General features: G+C 69.4%; 20 protein-coding genes. 6 read left to right on the top strand and 14 right to left on the bottom strand.

What is annotated here, in order from left to right:
* The first annotated feature begins 3 nt into the window (after positions 1 to 3).
* A complete protein-coding gene (gene queA, locus F1C10_RS13585) occupies positions 4 to 1,029 on the top strand; it encodes a tRNA preQ1(34) S-adenosylmethionine ribosyltransferase-isomerase QueA (protein WP_185206949.1) in 1,026 nt (341 codons plus the stop codon).
* Here queA and F1C10_RS13580 read toward each other — a convergent pair.
* Complete coding sequence (locus F1C10_RS13580) at positions 1,026 to 1,640, bottom strand: TlpA disulfide reductase family protein (protein WP_185206948.1); 615 nt, start codon at positions 1,638 to 1,640, stop codon at positions 1,026 to 1,028. The two genes, queA and F1C10_RS13580, sit on opposite strands and share 4 nt — an antisense overlap.
* Positions 1,641 to 1,656: 16 nt before the next feature.
* Between F1C10_RS13580 and argH the strand changes: the two genes are divergently transcribed.
* Genes argH through F1C10_RS13555 form a run of 5 tightly spaced genes read left to right on the top strand, consistent with a single transcriptional unit; the run spans position 1,657 to position 6,207 of the window.
* Positions 1,657 to 3,024, top strand: coding sequence for an argininosuccinate lyase (gene argH, locus F1C10_RS13575; RefSeq protein ID WP_185210252.1), 1,368 nt, complete (start codon positions 1,657 to 1,659; stop codon positions 3,022 to 3,024).
* A complete protein-coding gene (locus F1C10_RS13570) occupies positions 3,021 to 3,254 on the top strand; it encodes a hypothetical protein (RefSeq protein ID WP_185206947.1) in 234 nt (77 codons plus the stop codon). The genes argH and F1C10_RS13570 overlap by 4 nt, the downstream gene beginning before the upstream one ends.
* Before the next feature lie 3 nt (positions 3,255 to 3,257).
* Positions 3,258 to 4,514 (top strand): diaminopimelate decarboxylase, encoded by a 1,257-nt coding sequence (gene lysA / locus F1C10_RS13565; protein ID WP_185206946.1) that lies wholly within the window; start codon positions 3,258 to 3,260, stop codon positions 4,512 to 4,514.
* Positions 4,511 to 5,260: a bifunctional precorrin-2 dehydrogenase/sirohydrochlorin ferrochelatase gene (locus tag F1C10_RS13560; RefSeq protein ID WP_185206944.1), complete on the top strand. Its 750-nt coding sequence runs from the start codon at positions 4,511 to 4,513 to the stop codon at positions 5,258 to 5,260. Before lysA ends, F1C10_RS13560 begins: the two co-directional genes overlap by 4 nt.
* Positions 5,257 to 6,207 carry a CorA family divalent cation transporter gene (locus F1C10_RS13555; RefSeq protein ID WP_185206942.1) on the top strand — a complete coding sequence of 317 codons (951 nt, stop codon included), beginning with the start codon at positions 5,257 to 5,259 and terminating at the stop codon, positions 6,205 to 6,207. Before F1C10_RS13560 ends, F1C10_RS13555 begins: the two co-directional genes overlap by 4 nt.
* Positions 6,208 to 6,217: 10 nt before the next feature.
* Here the strand turns inward: F1C10_RS13555 and F1C10_RS13550 are convergent, their stop codons facing one another.
* The 13 genes from F1C10_RS13550 to F1C10_RS13490 all read right to left on the bottom strand — a co-directional run bounded on the left by F1C10_RS13550 (position 6,218) and on the right by F1C10_RS13490 (position 16,892).
* Entirely contained in the window at positions 6,218 to 6,616 is a 399-nt protein-coding gene (locus F1C10_RS13550; RefSeq protein ID WP_185206940.1) for a flagellar protein FliS, read from the bottom strand.
* On the bottom strand, positions 6,616 to 8,121 hold the full coding sequence (gene fliD, locus F1C10_RS13545) for a flagellar filament capping protein FliD (RefSeq protein ID WP_185206938.1): 1,506 nt from the start codon (positions 8,119 to 8,121) through the stop codon (positions 6,616 to 6,618). Before fliD ends, F1C10_RS13550 begins: the two co-directional genes overlap by 1 nt.
* A 62-nt stretch (positions 8,122 to 8,183) precedes the next feature.
* Entirely contained in the window at positions 8,184 to 9,317 is a 1,134-nt protein-coding gene (locus F1C10_RS13540) for a flagellar biosynthesis protein FlhB (protein ID WP_185206936.1), read from the bottom strand.
* Positions 9,317 to 10,090: a flagellar biosynthetic protein FliR gene (gene fliR, locus F1C10_RS13535; RefSeq protein WP_185206934.1), complete on the bottom strand. Its 774-nt coding sequence runs from the start codon at positions 10,088 to 10,090 to the stop codon at positions 9,317 to 9,319. The genes F1C10_RS13540 and fliR overlap by 1 nt, the downstream gene beginning before the upstream one ends.
* A 3-nt stretch (positions 10,091 to 10,093) precedes the next feature.
* Positions 10,094 to 10,366 (bottom strand): flagellar biosynthetic protein FliQ, encoded by a 273-nt coding sequence (locus F1C10_RS13530; RefSeq protein WP_085808303.1) that lies wholly within the window; start codon positions 10,364 to 10,366, stop codon positions 10,094 to 10,096.
* 13 nt (positions 10,367 to 10,379) lie between these two features.
* The gene (gene fliP / locus F1C10_RS13525) at positions 10,380 to 11,171 is read right to left on the bottom strand and encodes a flagellar type III secretion system pore protein FliP (protein ID WP_374939383.1); all 792 of its coding nucleotides are present in this window, start codon (positions 11,169 to 11,171) and stop codon (positions 10,380 to 10,382) included.
* An 83-nt stretch (positions 11,172 to 11,254) separates the two neighbouring features.
* Positions 11,255 to 11,524, bottom strand: coding sequence for a flagellar biosynthetic protein FliO (locus F1C10_RS13520; RefSeq protein WP_185206931.1), 270 nt, complete (start codon positions 11,522 to 11,524; stop codon positions 11,255 to 11,257).
* 9 nt (positions 11,525 to 11,533) lie between these two features.
* On the bottom strand, positions 11,534 to 11,836 hold the full coding sequence (gene fliN, locus F1C10_RS13515; RefSeq protein WP_085808300.1) for a flagellar motor switch protein FliN: 303 nt from the start codon (positions 11,834 to 11,836) through the stop codon (positions 11,534 to 11,536).
* Positions 11,833 to 12,771 (bottom strand): flagellar motor switch protein FliM, encoded by a 939-nt coding sequence (locus F1C10_RS13510; RefSeq protein WP_185206929.1) that lies wholly within the window; start codon positions 12,769 to 12,771, stop codon positions 11,833 to 11,835. Before F1C10_RS13510 ends, fliN begins: the two co-directional genes overlap by 4 nt.
* 6 nt (positions 12,772 to 12,777) lie before the next feature.
* Complete coding sequence (gene fliL, locus F1C10_RS13505; protein ID WP_185206927.1) at positions 12,778 to 13,431, bottom strand: flagellar basal body-associated protein FliL; 654 nt, start codon at positions 13,429 to 13,431, stop codon at positions 12,778 to 12,780.
* 25 nt (positions 13,432 to 13,456) lie between these two features.
* Positions 13,457 to 15,040 (bottom strand): flagellar hook-length control protein FliK, encoded by a 1,584-nt coding sequence (locus tag F1C10_RS13500; RefSeq protein WP_219729757.1) that lies wholly within the window; start codon positions 15,038 to 15,040, stop codon positions 13,457 to 13,459.
* Between the two features lie 114 nt (positions 15,041 to 15,154).
* Complete coding sequence (locus F1C10_RS13495) at positions 15,155 to 15,571, bottom strand: hypothetical protein (RefSeq protein ID WP_185206924.1); 417 nt, start codon at positions 15,569 to 15,571, stop codon at positions 15,155 to 15,157.
* Positions 15,564 to 16,892, bottom strand: coding sequence for a FliI/YscN family ATPase (locus tag F1C10_RS13490; protein ID WP_185206922.1), 1,329 nt, complete (start codon positions 16,890 to 16,892; stop codon positions 15,564 to 15,566). Before F1C10_RS13490 ends, F1C10_RS13495 begins: the two co-directional genes overlap by 8 nt.
* Positions 16,893 to 16,921 lie beyond the last annotated feature (29 nt).

The raw sequence follows: 16,921 nt of genomic DNA, 5'->3' as shown, positions 1-16,921 counted from the left end.
CGCATGAACGTCGACCTGTTCGATTTCGCGCTGCCGCCCGAGCGGATCGCGCTTCGCCCAGCGAGCCCACGCGACGCGGCGCGGATGCTCGTCGTCGACGGCGCCGGCCTGCATGACCGCTCGGTTGGTGATCTGCCCGCGGCGCTGCGCGCGGGCGACCTGCTGGTATTCAACGACACGCGCGTGATCCCCGCGCAGCTTGAGGGGACGCGCGGCGCGGCGAAGATCGGCGCAACGCTACATAAGCGCGAGGGGCCGCGCCGCTGGCGCGCGTTCGTGCGCAACGCGAAGCGGCTGCGCGACGGCGACACGATCGATTTCAGCAACGGCGTGACGGCAATCGCGAACGATCGCGGTGCCGACGGCAGCTTCGCGCTCAATTTCGCGGGCGACGAGCCGGTCGAGCTGCTGCTCGAACGCGCCGGCCGCATGCCGCTGCCGCCGTATATCGCCGCCAAGCGCCCGACCGACGCGCGCGACGCCGACGATTACCAGACGATGTTCGCGCGCGAGGCAGGCGCGGTCGCCGCGCCGACGGCGGCGCTGCACTTCACGCCCGAGCTGATGGCCGCGCTGGCCGCGTCGGGGATCGACCATGCGACGCTGACGCTGCACGTCGGCGCGGGCACGTTCCTACCGGTGAAAGCCGATGATACCGACGATCACGCGATGCACGCCGAATGGGGCCGGATCGACGCCGCGACCGCCGATCGGCTCAACGCCGTCCGCGCGCGCGGCGGGCGCGTGATCGCGGTCGGCACCACGTCGCTGCGGCTAATCGAGAGCGCGAGTGGGGAGGACGGCATCGTTCGCCCATTCGAGGGCGACACGTCGATCTTCATCACGCCTGGCTACCGCTTTCGCGGCATCGACGGTCTCGTCACCAACTTCCACCTGCCGCGCTCGACGCTGTTCATGCTGGTATCTGCGCTGATGGGGCTCGAGCGGATGAAAGCGGCCTATGCGCATGCGATCGCGCACGAGTATCGCTTCTACTCCTACGGCGACGCCTCGCTACTGCTGGCCTAGAGGGTCGCCTCGGCGATCAGGGCCTTGGCCGCCGCGCCGTTCCAGTCGAGTGCACCGCTGACGCGCCACAGCTCGCGGCCCTCCGCGTCGAACATGATCGTCGTCGGCAGGTTGACGCGATAGTGGAGGCTCAGCCCCATGTCGGCGTCGGTGTAAGGCGCGAGGTGCGTCAGCTTGCGCTCGGCAAAGAAGGGCGCGACCTTCTCGCGCTGCATGTCCTGGCTGACGGCGACAACACGGACGCGATCCCCCGCACCCGCCGCCGCAGCATCGAGGCTCGGCATCTCCTTGATGCACGGTGCGCACCACGTCGCCCACAGGTTGAGCAGCACCGGCTGGCCGCGAAAATCGGCCAGCGTCACCTTCTTCCCCGCGGGATCGGCAAAGGCGAGCGCCGGCGCCGCCTCACCCTTGTGTGTGCGGTCGACCGCACCCGATGTTGGCGCCGCCGCCTTGCTGTCGGATACGACCTCGTCGGGCGTGACCTCGTCTGGAGTCGCCGGGGCGGTCGCGGCGACGTTCGCTTGCTCCGGCGCGGGGCTTTGCTTATCGCACGCGGCGGTCGCGAGCGTTGCGGCGAGGAGAAAGACGGTTCCCGAGCGCGATGGCATGAGCGGTTCCAACCAGATGTGGGGCGGCCGGTTCGCCGAAGGGCCGGCGGCGGTGATGCGCGAGATAAATGCCTCTATCCCCTTCGACAAGCGGATGTGGCGGCAGGACGTGCGCGGCAGCCAGGCGCACGTCGCGATGCTGGCGAAGCAGGGCATCGTGGCGGGCGACGACGCAGCGGCGATCGCGCGTGGGCTCCATACGGTTGCGGTGCAGTACGAGGCGCACGGCGTGGCGGAGGACCTCGCGCTCGAGGACATCCACATGCAGACCGAGGCGCGGCTTGCCGAGGCGATCGGCCCGGTCGCAGGGCGGCTGCACACCGCGCGCAGCCGCAACGATCAGGTGGCGACCGATTTCCGCCTGTGGGTGCGCGACGCGATCGACGAGACGCTGGCGGCACTCGCCGCGTTCCAGCGCGCGCTGCTCGCACGCGCGGAGGAGCATGCGGCGAGCGTGATGCCCGGCTTCACGCACCTCCAGTCGGCGCAGCCCGTCACGCTCGGCCACCATCTGATGGCCTATGTCGAAATGACGCGGCGCGATGTTGGCCGCTTCCGCGATGCGCGCGTGCGGATGAACCTGTCGCCGCTCGGCTCGGCGGCGCTCGCCGGCACCGGCTTCCCGGTCGATCGCCAGGCCACCGCCGCCGCGCTCGGCTTCGACGGGCCGACGCGCAACTCGCTCGACGCCGTGTCCGACCGCGATTTCGCGATCGAATATCTCACCGGCGCGGCGCAATGCGCGCTGCACCTGTCGCGGCTGGCGGAGGAGTTCGTGCTGTGGGCGTCGCAGCCGTTCGGCTTCGTCTCGTTGAGCGATCAATGGTCGACCGGCAGCTCGATCATGCCGCAGAAGCGCAACCCCGATGCGGCGGAACTGGTTCGCGGCCATGCCGGGCGGATCACCGGCTGCCTCGTCAGCCTGATGGTGACGATGAAGGGCCTGCCGCTCGCCTATTCGAAGGACATGCAGGACGACAAGCCGCCGGTGTTCGAATGCCACGATCTGCTCGGCCTGTGCCTCGCGGCGATGACCGGCATGGTCGAGAGCGCGACGTTCCGCACCGATCGCATGCGTGCGCTGGCCGAGAGCGGCTTCGCCACCGCGACGGACCTTGCCGACTGGCTGGTGCGCGAGGCGGGTGTGCCGTTCCGCGAGGCGCACCATATCACCGGGCGCGCGGTGGCGCGCGCCGAGGCGCTCGGCGTCCGGCTGGACGAGGTACCGATCGATGATCTGACCGCGATCGACGCGCGAATCGATGCGCGCGTGTTCGACGTGCTGTCGGTCGACGCATCGGTTGCGAGCCGGACGAGCTTCGGCGGCACCGCGCCGGACAATGTGCGTGCGGCGATCCGCGAAGCGCGCGAGGCGCTGTCGTGAAGCCGCTTATCCTTGCCGCGGCTGTGGCACTCGCTGGATGCGGTGCGTCGCGCGGGTTGAAGCCGGCCGAGGGCGAGCAGCTGCCGCCCGCCCCGTATGGCGCGACCGCGACGCCCGCCCCTGCCGACCTCCTCAAACCCGGCCCGCAGGCGCGGCCAGGCCGCAGCGACGAGCTGTTGCGCAATTCGCAGGAGCGGCGCAGCGACGAATTCGATCTCCCGCCAAGGTAATCCATGGACCATTTTACGCTGATCGACGGCGAGCTTCACTGCGAGGCGGTGCCGCTGGCGCGCATCGCGGCGGAGGTCGGCACCCCCGTCTACGTCTATTCCGCCGCGACGCTGCGCCGTCACGCGCGCGCGTTCCGCGACGGGCTGAAGCCCGCCGGCCGCGTCCACGTCGCCTATGCGATCAAGGCCAATCCCAACATTGCCGTGCTCAACGTGCTGGCGCGCGAGGGCTATGGCGCCGACGTCGTCTCGGGCGGCGAGCTCGCACGCGCGCTGGCGGCAGGCATGGCGGCGCAGGACGTCGTCTTCTCGGGCGTCGGCAAGACGCGCGCCGAGCTGACCAAGGGGCTCGAGGCAGGGATCGGCCAGTTCAACATCGAGCTGGAGGAGGAAGGCGTCGTCCTCGCGCAGATCGCCGCTGCGACGGGGCGGACGGCGCGCGCGGTGCTGCGGGTGAACCCCGATGTCGATGCGGGGACGCACGCCAAGATCTCGACCGGCAAGCGAGAGAACAAGTTCGGCGTGCCGATCGACGAGGCGGCGGCGATCTTCGCGCGGCTCGCCGGTCTCGATGGGCTCGATCTGCGCGGCGTGGCGATCCACATCGGCTCGCAGCTGCTCGACCTGGCGCCGCTCGAAACCGCTTATAAGCGTATCGGCGCGCTCGTCGCGGAGCTGCGCGCCGCCGGCCACACCATCACCCACGTCGATCTCGGCGGCGGGCTGGGCGTCAACTACAAGGCGGGCGACGTGCCGCCCGACCTTGCCGATTTCGGTGCGATGGTGGCACGCGTGACGAAGGATTGGGACGTCACGCTGATGTTCGAGCCGGGCCGCGTCATCGCGGGCAACGCCGGCGTGCTGATGACCGAGGTGATCTGGGTGAAGCCCGGCGTCACCAATCCCTACGTCATCGTCGACGCGGCGATGAACGACCTCGCGCGCCCCGCGCTGTACGATGCGTGGCACGATTTCGCCGCGGTGCGTCCGAACGGTGCGCGGATGACGGCGAACATTGCCGGGCCGGTATGCGAGACGGGCGATACCTTCGCGCGCGATCGCGAGATCGATGCGGTGCGATCGGGCGACCTCGCGATCTTCCGCACCGCCGGCGCGTACGGCGCGACGATGGCGTCCACGTACAATTCGCGCCCGCTGGTGCCCGAGGTGCTGGTCGACGGCGATCGCTACGCCGTCGTCGCCGATCGGATCGCGGCGGAGACGATCCTCGCCGCCGAGCGCGTGCCGGACTGGCTATGAGCCTCCACAGCCTGCCGATCTTCGTACGGTTGCAGGGCCGCAGCGTGATCCTGGTGGGTAGCGGTGAGGCGGCGGCGGCGAAGCGGCGGCTGCTCGACCGCGCGGGCGCGATCGTCGTGGGGGAAGAGGGCGATGCACGACTGGCGATCGTCGTTGACGACGATGCTGCCGTCGCCCGGCTGAAGGCGCGCGGCATCCTCGTCAACGCGGTCGACCGCGTCGAACTGTGCGACTTCACGCTTCCTGCGATCGTCGATCGCGATCCGGTGCTCGTCGCGATCGGTACCGGCGGCGCGTCGGCTGGGCTCGCCGCGGCGCTGCGCCAGCGACTCGAAGCGCTGCTCCCGGCCGAACTCGGCCGCTTGGCGGAGCGGCTGTTCGCAGCGCGATCGGCGTGGCGTGCGCGCTATCCCGATGCGAGCGCGCGGCGCCGTGCGATCGCCGCTGCCTTTGCGCCAGGCGGCGCGTACGATCCTTTGCAGCCGGATGTGGGCGACGCGAGCGGGCTTCCCCCTGCTGCGGATGACCAGACGACGGCGGTTGTGCGCATGCGCCTCACCTCGGCCGATCCCGACGATCTGACGCTGCGCCAGGCGCGGCTGCTCTCCAACGCCGATCGCGTCTGCCACGCGTCGGACGTGCCGCGCGCGATCCTCGATCGCGCCCGCGCCGATGCCGATCGCCTGCTGTGCGACGCGCCCCCCACCGGCGCCGAAGGGCTGACGGTCGACGTGAGGATGGCATGAGCGGATTCGCGTATCGCATCGCGGGCGACAAGCCCGAGAAGGTCGCGATTAAGGACGCGCTCGCCTGCGCTGACGCGATGGTGTGGGTGCACCTGTCGAGCAACGCCGAAGAGGCGCAGGCATGGCTGCGCGATGCGGCGAAGCTGTCTGAATATGTCGTCGAAGCGCTGACCGCGAACGAGACGCGGCCGCGCTGCGACGCGTTCGACGAAGGCGCGTTCCTCAACCTGCGGGGCCGCACCGAGGAGCAGCTCGACCCGTCGGACATGCTCGCCTCCGTGCGCATCTGGGCGGAGCGCGGCCGAACCATCTCGGTGACGCGCAAGCACCTCGTCGCTACCGACAGTGTCGCAGCCGAGGTCGAGCGTGGCTGCGTCAGCGATCCGGGTGACCTCATCACCGCCTTCGCGACCGCGATCACCGCCGATCTCGATCCCGTGGTGGCGGACCTCGGCGACGATCTCGACGATTGCGAGCAGCAACTCGACGCGTCGCAGGTCTTTGCGCTTCGCCGCAACGTAACGCGCGTACGCGTCGAGGCGATCAACTACCGCCGCTTCCTCAACCCGCAGCGCGCGGCGCTCGAGAAGCTCGCCACGCTGCCGGGCGAATGGCTGGGGCCGGACGATCGCGCGCACATCGCGGCGGCGGCCGACCGCGCGGCGCGCATGGCGGAGGAACTGGAGGCAATCCGCGAGCGGTCGAGCCTGATGCACGAGGCGCTGACCGATCTGCGCGCCGAGCAGCTCGACCAGCGCGGGCTCGTCATCTCGATCGCGGCGATGGTGTTCCTGCCGCTCACCTTCGTCACCGGCCTCTACGGGATGAACGTCGAGGGGCTGTGGTTCGCCAAGGAACCCTGGGCGTTCGACGCGATCGTCGCGCTATGCGCCGCGATCGCGATCGGGGTGACGGGATGGTTCGTCGCGCGGCACTGGTTCCGCTAGGGTCTCGCGATTAGGCGGCGCGCGCGGTACGCCACGCGGCACCGATCTCCTCGAACGTCGTCGCCGCATCGCGGAACGGCGCGCCGTCGTGCCCCAGGCTCGCTTCGATCACCTGCTTGCGCGCCCCGGCATAGACCTTGGCGAGCGTGCGTGAGACGTCGCCGCCCTTGTCGAAATCGAGCCCCCCCTCAAGCGCGAAGAGGATCGCGGTGGCGCGCGTCACACGCTCGCTCTTCACCGCGAACTTCTTGCGCTCCGCCGCCCACGCCGCGACGCGCAGCGCCTGGACGAGCTCCTCGTACAATAGCTGCACGAGCGCGGGGCCGTCCGCATTCGCGGTGCGGCCGGCGAGATCGATCTGGCGATAGGTCTGCGCCGGATCGCGCAGCAGCACGGATGCATAGGCCATCAGTTGTTACCGTTGGTCCACTGCTTGATTTGGTTTTCCATGAACGTCTGCGTCGACTTGTACGCCGCCACCCGCGCGTTCATCGAGGCGAACTGCTGCGTCATCCGCGTCGTCAGCCGCTCGCGCTGGTCGGCGATCTTGTCCTGCTGATCGGCAAGGTCGCTCTTCGCGGCATTGTAGCGCGTGGTCGACGCGCCGAGCCCGTAGAGCGTGCTGGTGGCGGCGAGCTTGACCGAATTCATCGCCGCGAGCAGCCCCGACCCGTCGGACGAATTGGAGAAGATCGCCTCGATCGCGCCGGGATTGTCCGCCATCGCCTTGGCGAGCTTGTCGCTGCTGACCGACAACGTGCCGTCGCGATTGGTGGCGACGCCGAGATCGGAGAGCGTGCGCGGCGTGCCGAGGGCGGCGCCCGGCAGCAGATCGCGCGTGTTGAGCGCCTTCAGGCTGCGCAGCATGTTCTGCGCACCCGGATCGGCGCGCAGCTCGCCGCTGATCGGATCGGTCTGCTTCTTCAGCTCCGCCATCAGCGAATTGTAGGTGAAGACCACGTCCTCGACCGCGTTGGTCAGCGCTGCGGTGGGCGTCGTCGACGACAAGGTTACCGGCGTGGTCGACGTGCCGATCAGATCGAGCTTCACGCCGGTGACGAGATCGCTGATGCTGTTGCTGGCGCGCTCCACCGGGATGCCGTCGACCGTCAGCGCCGCATTCCCGGCGGTGCTCATTTCCTTCATATCGGTCGCGTCCGGGCCGACGTTGAACTGCGCGAGCGCGCTATCAGGAGCGTCGGCGGTGAGCGAGAAGGCCTTGGCGGTCCCCGTCTCGCCCTTGAGCGACAGATACGCTTCACCGTTGGCGTCGGTGACGACCGACGCGGTGACGCCCGATTTCGCCGCGTTGATCGCGGCGGCGATGCCGGTGAGCGATCCGTTGGTGACGTCGATCGTCAGCGTATCCTCGGCGCCGTCCCCGTCGGCATCGGGCGCGGTGACGCCGGTCATCGCGCCGTTCATGTAGCTGGCGGTCCCGATCTTGAGCGTGAAGGTGCCCGTCGCGATCGGCGTATCCTTGGTCGCGACCGCGGTGCGGCTGACCGCGGCCTGCGCGGTGGCGAGCCGATCGACCTTGATGCTGCCCGTCAGTCCGGTGAGCTTCGCGCCCGAGATCGCGGTCGCCGTCAGCACGCGGCTGTCCGAGCTCGCCGGCTGCGACTGGAGCGACCCGCCCTTGACGAGCGTCTCGAGCGCGCTGGCGAAATCGGTGATCGCGCTCTTCAGCGTGGCGACGCCCGACAGCTGCGCCGTCAGCCTATCAGAGCGCGCAGTGAGCGCAGCGGTCTTGGCGGCGAACTGCGCCTCGACCAGCCCGGTAACGAGGCTGTCGGTATCGACACCCGATCCTGTGTTGAGCGACGTCAGCAGCGCGCTGGCCGCCGATTTGGCGATCGTCGTCGTCGACGGTGTCGGTGTCGGCGACGCGGTGCTGCTGCTGGTCGTGGTCATGACGCCATCCTAAACGGCCGCGCCCGCGCAACCTTTAACGAATTGCGCACTGCCGCCGCCGGTCACGACAGCGCCGCACCATTCTCGTCGAACCGGGCGCCGACCGGCACGTCGACCGCGGGCAGCGGCGCAGTGCCGCCCATCCGCTCGTTGAGGCCGAAGACGAACGCCAGCACCGTCGCGATCGCGAGGTAGAGGTCGTCGCGCACCTCCTGCCCTTCGCGGCTGGTATAGTAGATCGCGCGGGCGAGCATCGGATATTCGAGGATCGGGACCGCCATCTCGCCCGCCGCCTCGCGGATCGCCAATGCCATCGCGCCGCGCCCCTTGGCGACGACGACGGGCACCTGGTCGCGCCCGCGATCGTAGCGCAGCGCGATCGCGAAATGCGTCGGATTGGTGAGCACGACATGCGCCTCGGCGACCGACTTGCGCGTCGAGCGTGACAGAATCGCGCGCTGCTTGGCGCGGATCTGGCCCTTCACCTCGGGGTTGCCGTCGCTCTCCTTGTGCTCGTCCTTCTGCTCCTGCTTGGTCATGCGCAGCTTCTTCAGCCGCTGGAACATCTGCAGCGGCACATCGAGCATGGCGATAGCGGCAAGCCCCATCGCCATGATGATGAGCAGGTGCGTCAGCGTGCCGCCGAGCGCATCGACCGCGGCGCCGAGGTTGGAGCGCGCAAGCCCCAGCGTGACGCGCGCCGACTGCATCAGCAGCCAGCCGCCGATCGTGCCGAGCAGGGCGACCTTGAGCAGCGATTTGCCGAGTTCGATCCAGCCGTTCATGCCGAAGATGCGCTTCAGCCCCGACGCGGGATTGATGCGGCTGCCCTTGGGCGCGAGCAGGCTGCCGTTGAAGCCGAGCGAGCCGAGCCCCGCCTGGCTGAGGATGCCGGCGACCACGGTGATCGCGAACAGCGCGCCGAGCGCGGGCAGCAGCTTCCACCCCGCCGCCACGAGCGGGCGGAACGGCTGGAAATCCTCGACATCGCCGCGCCCGAAGCGGAAGCTTTCCGCCATCACGCCCTTGCACGCGGCGACCAGTGCGGGCCCGAAGAACACGATCCAGGCGACGCCGGCCAGTACCACCAGCGCGGTCGCGAACTCGCGTGACTTGAGGATGTCGCCCTTCTCGACCGCGTCCTTGAGACGCTTGGGTGTCGGGGCTTCTGTCTTTTCGCCGAATTCGTCCGCCATCAGCCGATCACCAGGCTAGCCGTCGCGTCGAGCCCCTCGCGCACGACGACGAGCATGTAGTCGCCCATTGCCGGGAAAGCGGCGGCCATCGCGACCACGCCGATCGCGAGGCTCGCGGGCAGGCCGATCGAGAACAGGTTGAGCGCGGGCGCCGAGCGCGAGATCATGCCGACGACGAGGTTGAGGCACAGCAGCAGGAACCCGACCGGCAATGCGAGCAGCAGGCCGGAGAGGAACGCGTAACCGCCGAACAGCGCGATGTCGCGCATCTGCGCGGGCGCGAGCCAGGCGGCACCCGGCGGCAGCGCGACATAGCTTTTCGCCACCGTATCGACGAGCACGAGGTGTCCGTCGATCGACAGGAACAGCAGCGTCAGCAGGATCGACAGGAACTGGCCGATCGCCGGCGACGAGCGGCCCGAGTTCGGATCGATCATGTTGGCAAAGCCGAGCCCCATCGATCCGCCGATCAGCTCGCCAGCGATCAGCGGCGCGGCAAAGGCGATCTGCAGGATGAAGCCGAGCGCGAGCCCGACCAGCGCCTCCGCCCCCACCGCAAGGAAAGTGGCGAGGCCGAATACCTGCGCGGGCGGCGTGATCGTCTGCGTGCCGAGCACCAGCACGCCGATCGCGCCGGCGAGCGCGATCCGCGCCGGCAGCGGCACGGAGACGTTGCCGAACATCGGCGCCGCCACGAACGTCGCGCCCACGCGCACCATCACGAAGACGAGCGCCCAGATCTGCGGTTCGATCGAGAGGCCAAGGCCGAGCATCGCCTAGCGGACGAGCTCCGGGATGCGATCGAAGATCGACAGCGTGAAGTCGCTCAGCAGCCCGAGGATCATCGCGCCGAACACGACCAGAGAGATGCCGACGACGATCAGCTTGGGCACGAAGCTCAGCGTCTGTTCCTGGATTGAGGTCGCGGCCTGCACCATGCCCAGGATCAGCCCCGAGACGAGCGCGGGAATGAGGATCGGTGCGGCGGCGAGTGCGAGCACCCACAGCGTCTGGTTCGCGACGGTGAGGAAGTAATCCGAATCTACCATGTTATGTGTCCGGTCAGGTCGCGAAGCTGTTGGCGAGGCTGCCCATCGTCAGCGCCCATCCGTCGACGAGGACGAACAGGAGGAGCTTGAACGGCAACGAGATGATCGTCGGGCTGAGCATCGCCATGCCGAGGCTCATCAGCACCGTCGCGACGACGAGATCGATGACGAGGAACGGCAGGAAGACGAGGAAGCCGATCTGGAACGCGGTCTTGAGCTCGCTGGTGACGAACGCCGGGAGCATGACCGAGAAGGGAATGTCGTTGGGGCTGGCATAGGGGCCGGACTTCGCCATCTCGGCGAACATCGTGACGTCCTTCACCCGCGTCTGCTTCGCCATGAAGGCGTGGAGCGGCGCCCCCGCGGTCTTGATCAGGTCGGTGCCGCCGATCTGGCCGGCGGCATAGGGCTGCACCGCGGTCGTGTTGATCTGGCTGATGACGGGCGCCATGATGAAGAACGACAGGAACAGGCTGAGGCCGACGAGCACCTGGTTGGGCGGCGTCTGCTGCAGGCCCAGCGCCTGGCGCAGCACCGACAGCACGATGATGATCCGCGTGAAGCTCGTCATCATGAGGAGGATGCCCGGCAGGATGCTGAGCAGGCCCATGATGATGAGCACCTGCAGCGACAGCGACAGCGATCCCGATCCGTTCTGCCCGCCGCCGAGCTGCCCGAGCGCGCGATCGACCGCATCTCCCGCACCCGGCGCCGCCGGCGCGGCGGGTGCGATCGGCGCGGCGCTTTGGGCGAAGGCCGGCATCGCTACGAGCAGCGCGACGACGAGCGCGAAGCCGACGAGCAGCGCCTTGGTCCACGAGAAGCCGGCGGAAGGCGCGGTCGCGCGGTCGCGGAACAGCGCCGGGCCGTTGCCGATGCGCGTGACGCTCACGACAGCGTCCTCGGCGCGTCGACGCGATCAACGAGGTTCACCCCGCCGCGCCCGACCGAGACGAGCAGCCGCTTGCCCTCGAAATCGATCACCGCGAGCCGCAGCCCCGGCGAGATCATCATCGTTTCCTTGACCGCGATCATCCGCGTGTCGGGGCGGCCGGGCATGCGGCTCTCGAGCCGCCGCCACAGGTAGAGGCAGCCGATCATCAGCCCGCAGACGAGCGGCAGCAGGACGACGAGCTTCAGGATATAGGACCACAGCATCGGCGTGGCTCAGTTCTTCTTGTCGGGATTGACGAGCTCGGTCATCCGCACGCCGAAGCGCTCGCCGACGGTCACCACTTCGCCGCGGCCGATCAGCGTGCCGTTGACGAACACGTCGAGCAGCTCGTTCGCCTGCCGGTCGAGCTCGATGACACTCGATTCGCCGAGCGCGAGCAGTTCGCGCAGCGTGAGGCTGGTCGATCCGATCTCGACCGTCAGCTTGACGTCGACGTCCTGCAGCAGCCGGAAATTGGCCGCGACCGCGCCGTCGCCCAGGTTCTGCGGCGGGAAGCCGCCGCTCATGTCGTTCATTGGGTCAGTCCTTCGAGAGAGGCGAGCGAGGTGAGCCGGATCGCGGCGTGGCCGTTCGACGTGCCGACGGTGCCGGTGCCGAGTCGATCGCCGCCCACCATCACCGGCACTTCGGTGCCGAAGCTGAGCGGGATCACGTCGCCCGGCTGGAGCGTCATCAGTTTCGACAGGCGGATTGTCGGCTCGGCGAGCACCGAGCGGACGGGAAAGCGGATGTTCATCGCTGCGCGCGTCAGCGCGGTCTGCCACTCGGCATCCTCCGCCGCAGCCTTGGCGACGACCTTGCCCGTCAGCGCGGTGCCGTGCGGCTTCAGCGCGGCGACGGGGTAGACGATATCGACGAACGATGGCTTGGCGGCGCCCGGCGCGATGCCGAAGCGGGTGATGATCGTCGCGTCGTCGCCGTCGAAATCGGCGAGCATCGCGGCGTTCGCCTCGCACCGCCCGACGGTGAACGTGACGCGCGCGAGCGGCTCCCACGCGGTGGTCAGCGGCGCGGCGATCATCTGACCCAGCCGCGCGACCATCGTTTCGGCGGCGGGCGAGAATTCCGCCGGCATCTCCGCCGGGGCGGCGCCGGTCCCGCCGAAGAACAGGTCGAGCAGTTCGAGGACGAAGCGCCCGTCGAACACCAGGAGCGCGGTGCGATCGTCCATGCCGACCGGCAGCCACGCGGTCAGCCGATCGGGGCGCTCCGCGCGATAATCGGCGAAGCGCTGCACCGCGAGCGGTTCGGCCCACGTCCGTACTTCCTCACGCAGCAGCGGCTCGAACACGCCGCGCAGCCCCCGCGCGAGGCGCGCGGAGAGGTGCTGCAGCGTGTGCAGGTCGCCGAACGGGTTGAGCTTCGCCTGGCCAAGGCCGCCCGGCTGGACGGTCTGCGGCCGGGCGCGCTCGCGACGCTCGTGCGTGGGGGTGGACGGGCTGTTAACCATGCCCGTTCACTGAACAACGAAATTGGTAAAGTAGACGTTACCAACGCCGCCGAATCCCTCTTTCTGTTTCAATGTCGCGTTGATCGCGGTCACCAGCCGCTTGGACAGCTGCGCCTTCCCCTGCGAGGTGAACACCTGATCCTCGGTCGTGTCGCCGAGCGCCATCAGGATCGCCGAGCGAATCGCGATGTCGTTGGTCTTGATGTTCTGGATGACCTTGTCGTCGTACGGCGTCGACACCGCGATGCCGACCTGGATGAAGTGCACCGAATCCTGGAGGTTGGCGGTAAACTCCTTTTCCAGCGCGAAATAGTTGGAGGCGTAGCGCTCGCCGCCCGCACCTTCCGGCGTCGGCAAGCCCTCATGGTCGCCGCCGCCTTCGGCCTCGCCCTCGGATGCGCCGCCGCCTTCGCCGCCGCCCTCACCGCCGCCTTCCCCGCTCTCGCCGGCGCGCTTCTGCTCGCTCTTGGGGACGAGCTTGGGCGTGTTCGGATCCTCCGCGGCATGCGCGCCGCCGCCGACCAGCCCGGAGCCCGCGGCATAGAGCCCGGCGCCAACGCCGCCGCCGACCAGCACCAGCGTGCCGACCGCGATGACGACGATCTTACCGATCTTGCCCTTCTTCTTGGGCGGCGCGTCGGCCGCTTCTTTCTCACTCATGGTTCAGTCCCCCGAAAGCTGTTGATCACGCGACACGATCGGCCGCGGTGACGTCGGCGTCAGGCGATGATGCCCGCGCGCGGTTGATGAATGTTGCCGCTGCGCGCTGCTGCGGCTGTGGTTGCGATTGCGATTGCGGCTGGCCGTTCGCGCTCCCGCCATCGCCGGCGTGCAGCGACAGGCGCAGCCCCTTCGCCTCGGCCATTTCGCTCAGCCGCGGCTGCGCATCGGCGAGTAGCTGGCGCGTTTCGGCCGCCTGCGCGCTGAACTGCACCGCCACCGTATCGCCGTCGCGGCGCAGCGAGACGTCGATCGCGCCGAGCCGGTCCGGGACTAGCCGGATGCTGGTGTCGGCGGCATCGGCGGCATCGCGCAGCCGTTCGATCCGCTCGATCATCGCCCCCGGCCAGTTCGCGCGTGCCATGTCGAGCGCCGCGTGGCGGCTGGTCTCGGCGGCAGCGACCGCCGGCATGGCGAGCGGCGCGGCGTCGCCGAGCAGCGGGTTCGCGAGTGCGGGCTCCGCGGGGCGGCGGTCGGCCCGGACCGCGCGCTGGATCGCGGCGGCGAACATCTGCGCCGCGGGCGCGACGCGCTGCGGCACCGTAAGCTGATCGGCCGGCTGCAGCGCGACGGTCGCGGCGCCCGTCCGGGTGCTCTCTTGCGGCAGCGACGCGCGATCGGTCGCGATCGAGGAGGCGCGACGAAGCGAAGGCTCGCCGGCCGCGATCGAAACCGAGATTGCGGCTTCCTCGCCGTTCGCCGGTTGTGTCGGTGCGAACGGCGCCGGCTGCCTGATCGGGGTGGCGCGCGTATCCGCGGGAGTAGGGCCGAAGGGGCCGGCACCGTTTTCGGCAGCGGGCGCCATCGCCGGGAAGGTCGGCGGAGCCGGGGCGGCATCGGTCTTGATCAGCGAAAGCGTGACGGGAGACGCGCTAAGCGATGAGGCAAGCAAAGGCGCGGCGATGCGCCCACTCGACGCACCATCCGCATTGGCGGGCGCAGTGCCGATCGCAGCAGGGGCGAGCGGCATGACGGGCGGGACGCCGACCGGGGGCACGCCGGTATTCGACCCGACAGTTTCGACCTGCCAATCCGGAGCGGCCGGACACACGCTCGGCGTGGAACCGCCGTTTGCCCGCTGATCGCCGATCGGCACGACGAGTTCGACGTGAAGAACGGGCGCTGGCGGACACACGCCGGGCGCGATCGAGCCAAGCACGAGCGTTGCGGTGGCGGCATCGACCGCCTCGCCCAGCGGCGTTCCACCAGGCGCAGTCTCCGCGTCGCTTGCGCCCGCGTCAGCAGTACCGCCTTCGCTTCCGACACCGTCGAGCGCAGCATCCGCACGCGGAGCACGATTCGCCGACGGATCAATCGTCTGCGGGCCGATGCCCTTGGCCGCACCGCCGGTGAGCGGCTTTGTCGGCGGGCAGATCGCGGGCCACTCGGATGGCGCGATCCACGGCGTCGCGGACGCGTCGCCGGCGCCCGTTGCCGGCAAAGCCTTGCCGGGTTCGGCATCGCGCTGCCGCGGCATCACGGGCGCGACGATGGCGGGAAACAGGTTGGCGAAGCCCGCCGCCGGTGATTGAGTCGAGCTGCCCGGCATCGGCGATGCGCCGGTGCCGGGCGGTGGCAGACCAACCGTCTTGGTGCTGGAAGGAAACACTGTAGGCGTCATGGAGCGGCGCACTGCCTCGTCGGAATGGAACCCGCGAAGCGATCAGCAAGGATCGTGCCGAACCTTCCTCGACGGCGGCGCTTCCTGCAACGCACGGATCGCGCGCAGCGCGGCTTCCTTCTCGCCGCGTGCGATCAGCTTCTCGACCGCCGTCTGATCGCGCTTCGCCGACTGGCGCGATTCGAGTGCGCGGGCTGCATCGGCCTCGGCCGCGCGCACACGATTGTCGGCCGCCTCGGCGGTGCGGTGCAGCTTGTCGCGGTAATGCGCCATCGCGGCGAACGACAGCGCCGCGCCGTCCCCGGCACCGGGCGATACCGCCGCGGCGAGCTGCGCGATCCGATGCGACAGCTGCGTCTCGCTCGCCAGCCGGTCGCGCGCCTGCGTTTCCGCCGCCTGCGCCATGCCCAGCTGGAGCGTGCGCACGCGGTGGAGCCGCGCGAGCTTCTTGCTATCCATCGCCGAACACGCCCGTCAGCTCGGCGACCGCATCGTCGAGCGTCACGCTGCCGTCGGCATCCTGGCGAATATATTCCATCACCGCCGGATGATAGGCGATCGCGGCGTCGATCGCGGGATCGGCGCCCGCCCGATATGCCCCCATCAGCACCAGATCGCGGTTCTCTTCATACGTCGCGAGGTGGCGCCGCAGCACGCGCGCGGCTTGGACGTGCGCGCGATCGGCGATGTCGGTCATCACGCGGCTGACCGATTTGGAGACGTCGATCGCGGGATAGACGGCGTGCTCGGCGAGCGCGCGGCTCAGCACGATATGGCCATCAAGGATCGAGCGCGCCGAATCGACGACGGGGTCGTTGCCGTCGTCGCCGTCCGCCAACACGGTGTAGATCGCGGTGATCGCGCCGCCGGTGTTCACGTCGGTGCCCGCGCGCTCGATGAGGTTCGGCAGCATCGCGATCGCCGATGGCGGATAGCCGCGCGCCGAAGCGGGCTCTCCCAGCGCCAGTCCGATCTCTCGCCCAGCGTGCGCGACGCGGGTCAGCGAATCCATGATGAGCAGCACGTTCTTGCCCTCGTCGCGGAACGCCTCGGCGATCGCCGTCGCGCGCAAGGCACCGCGGATGCGCAGGACCGGCGAATGGTTGGCCGGCACCGCCACCACCACCGACCGTTCGCGCGCCGCGCCGGCGACTTTGGTCTCGAGGAAGTCGGCGACTTCGCGGCTGCGCTCACCGATCAGCCCGATGACGATGACGTCGGCCTTGGCCGCCCGCACCATCATGCCGAGCAGCACCGACTTGCCGACACCCGAGCCCGCCATGATGCCGACGCGCTGGCCCTTGCCGATGGTAAGGAGCCCGTTGATCGCGCGCACGCCGACGTCGAGCGGCTCGAGCACGCGGCCGCGATCGAGCGGAGATTGCAGCTTGCCGGCGAGCGGCCAGCGGCCGGCGCCACGGATCGGGCCCTTGCCGTCGATCGGCTTGCCCGCCCCGTCGACGACGCGGCCGAGCATCGCCGCGCCGACTTCCGCCTCGCCCGGCGCACCGGTCGGGCGCACCGGCATCTGCGGCAGCAGCGCGGCGGGCCCGCCGAGGTTCATCAAGAGCGTACGGCCGTTGCGGAACCCGATCACCTCCGCCTCGACCCCCGCGCCCTTTTCACCGACCTGGCACACCGTACCGACCGGCAGCGTCAGCCCCACCGCCTCCATCAGCAGCCCGTCGTACGACGCGAGCCGCCCGGCGACCTTGGGTGCCGGCCGGAAATCGGCATTGCCAAGCGCGTCGAGATAATCGGCGGTGAAGCGGTTGAGCATCGCGGGTCCTTGGCGGGATCGAACGGGTG

Source organism: Sphingomonas sp. NBWT7 (assembly GCF_014217605.1).
In the GTDB taxonomy this organism is placed as follows: Bacteria; Pseudomonadota; Alphaproteobacteria; order Sphingomonadales; family Sphingomonadaceae; genus Sphingomonas.
Note: the sequence above shows the minus strand (reverse complement) of the source record. Positions and strands in the feature narration are given on the sequence as shown.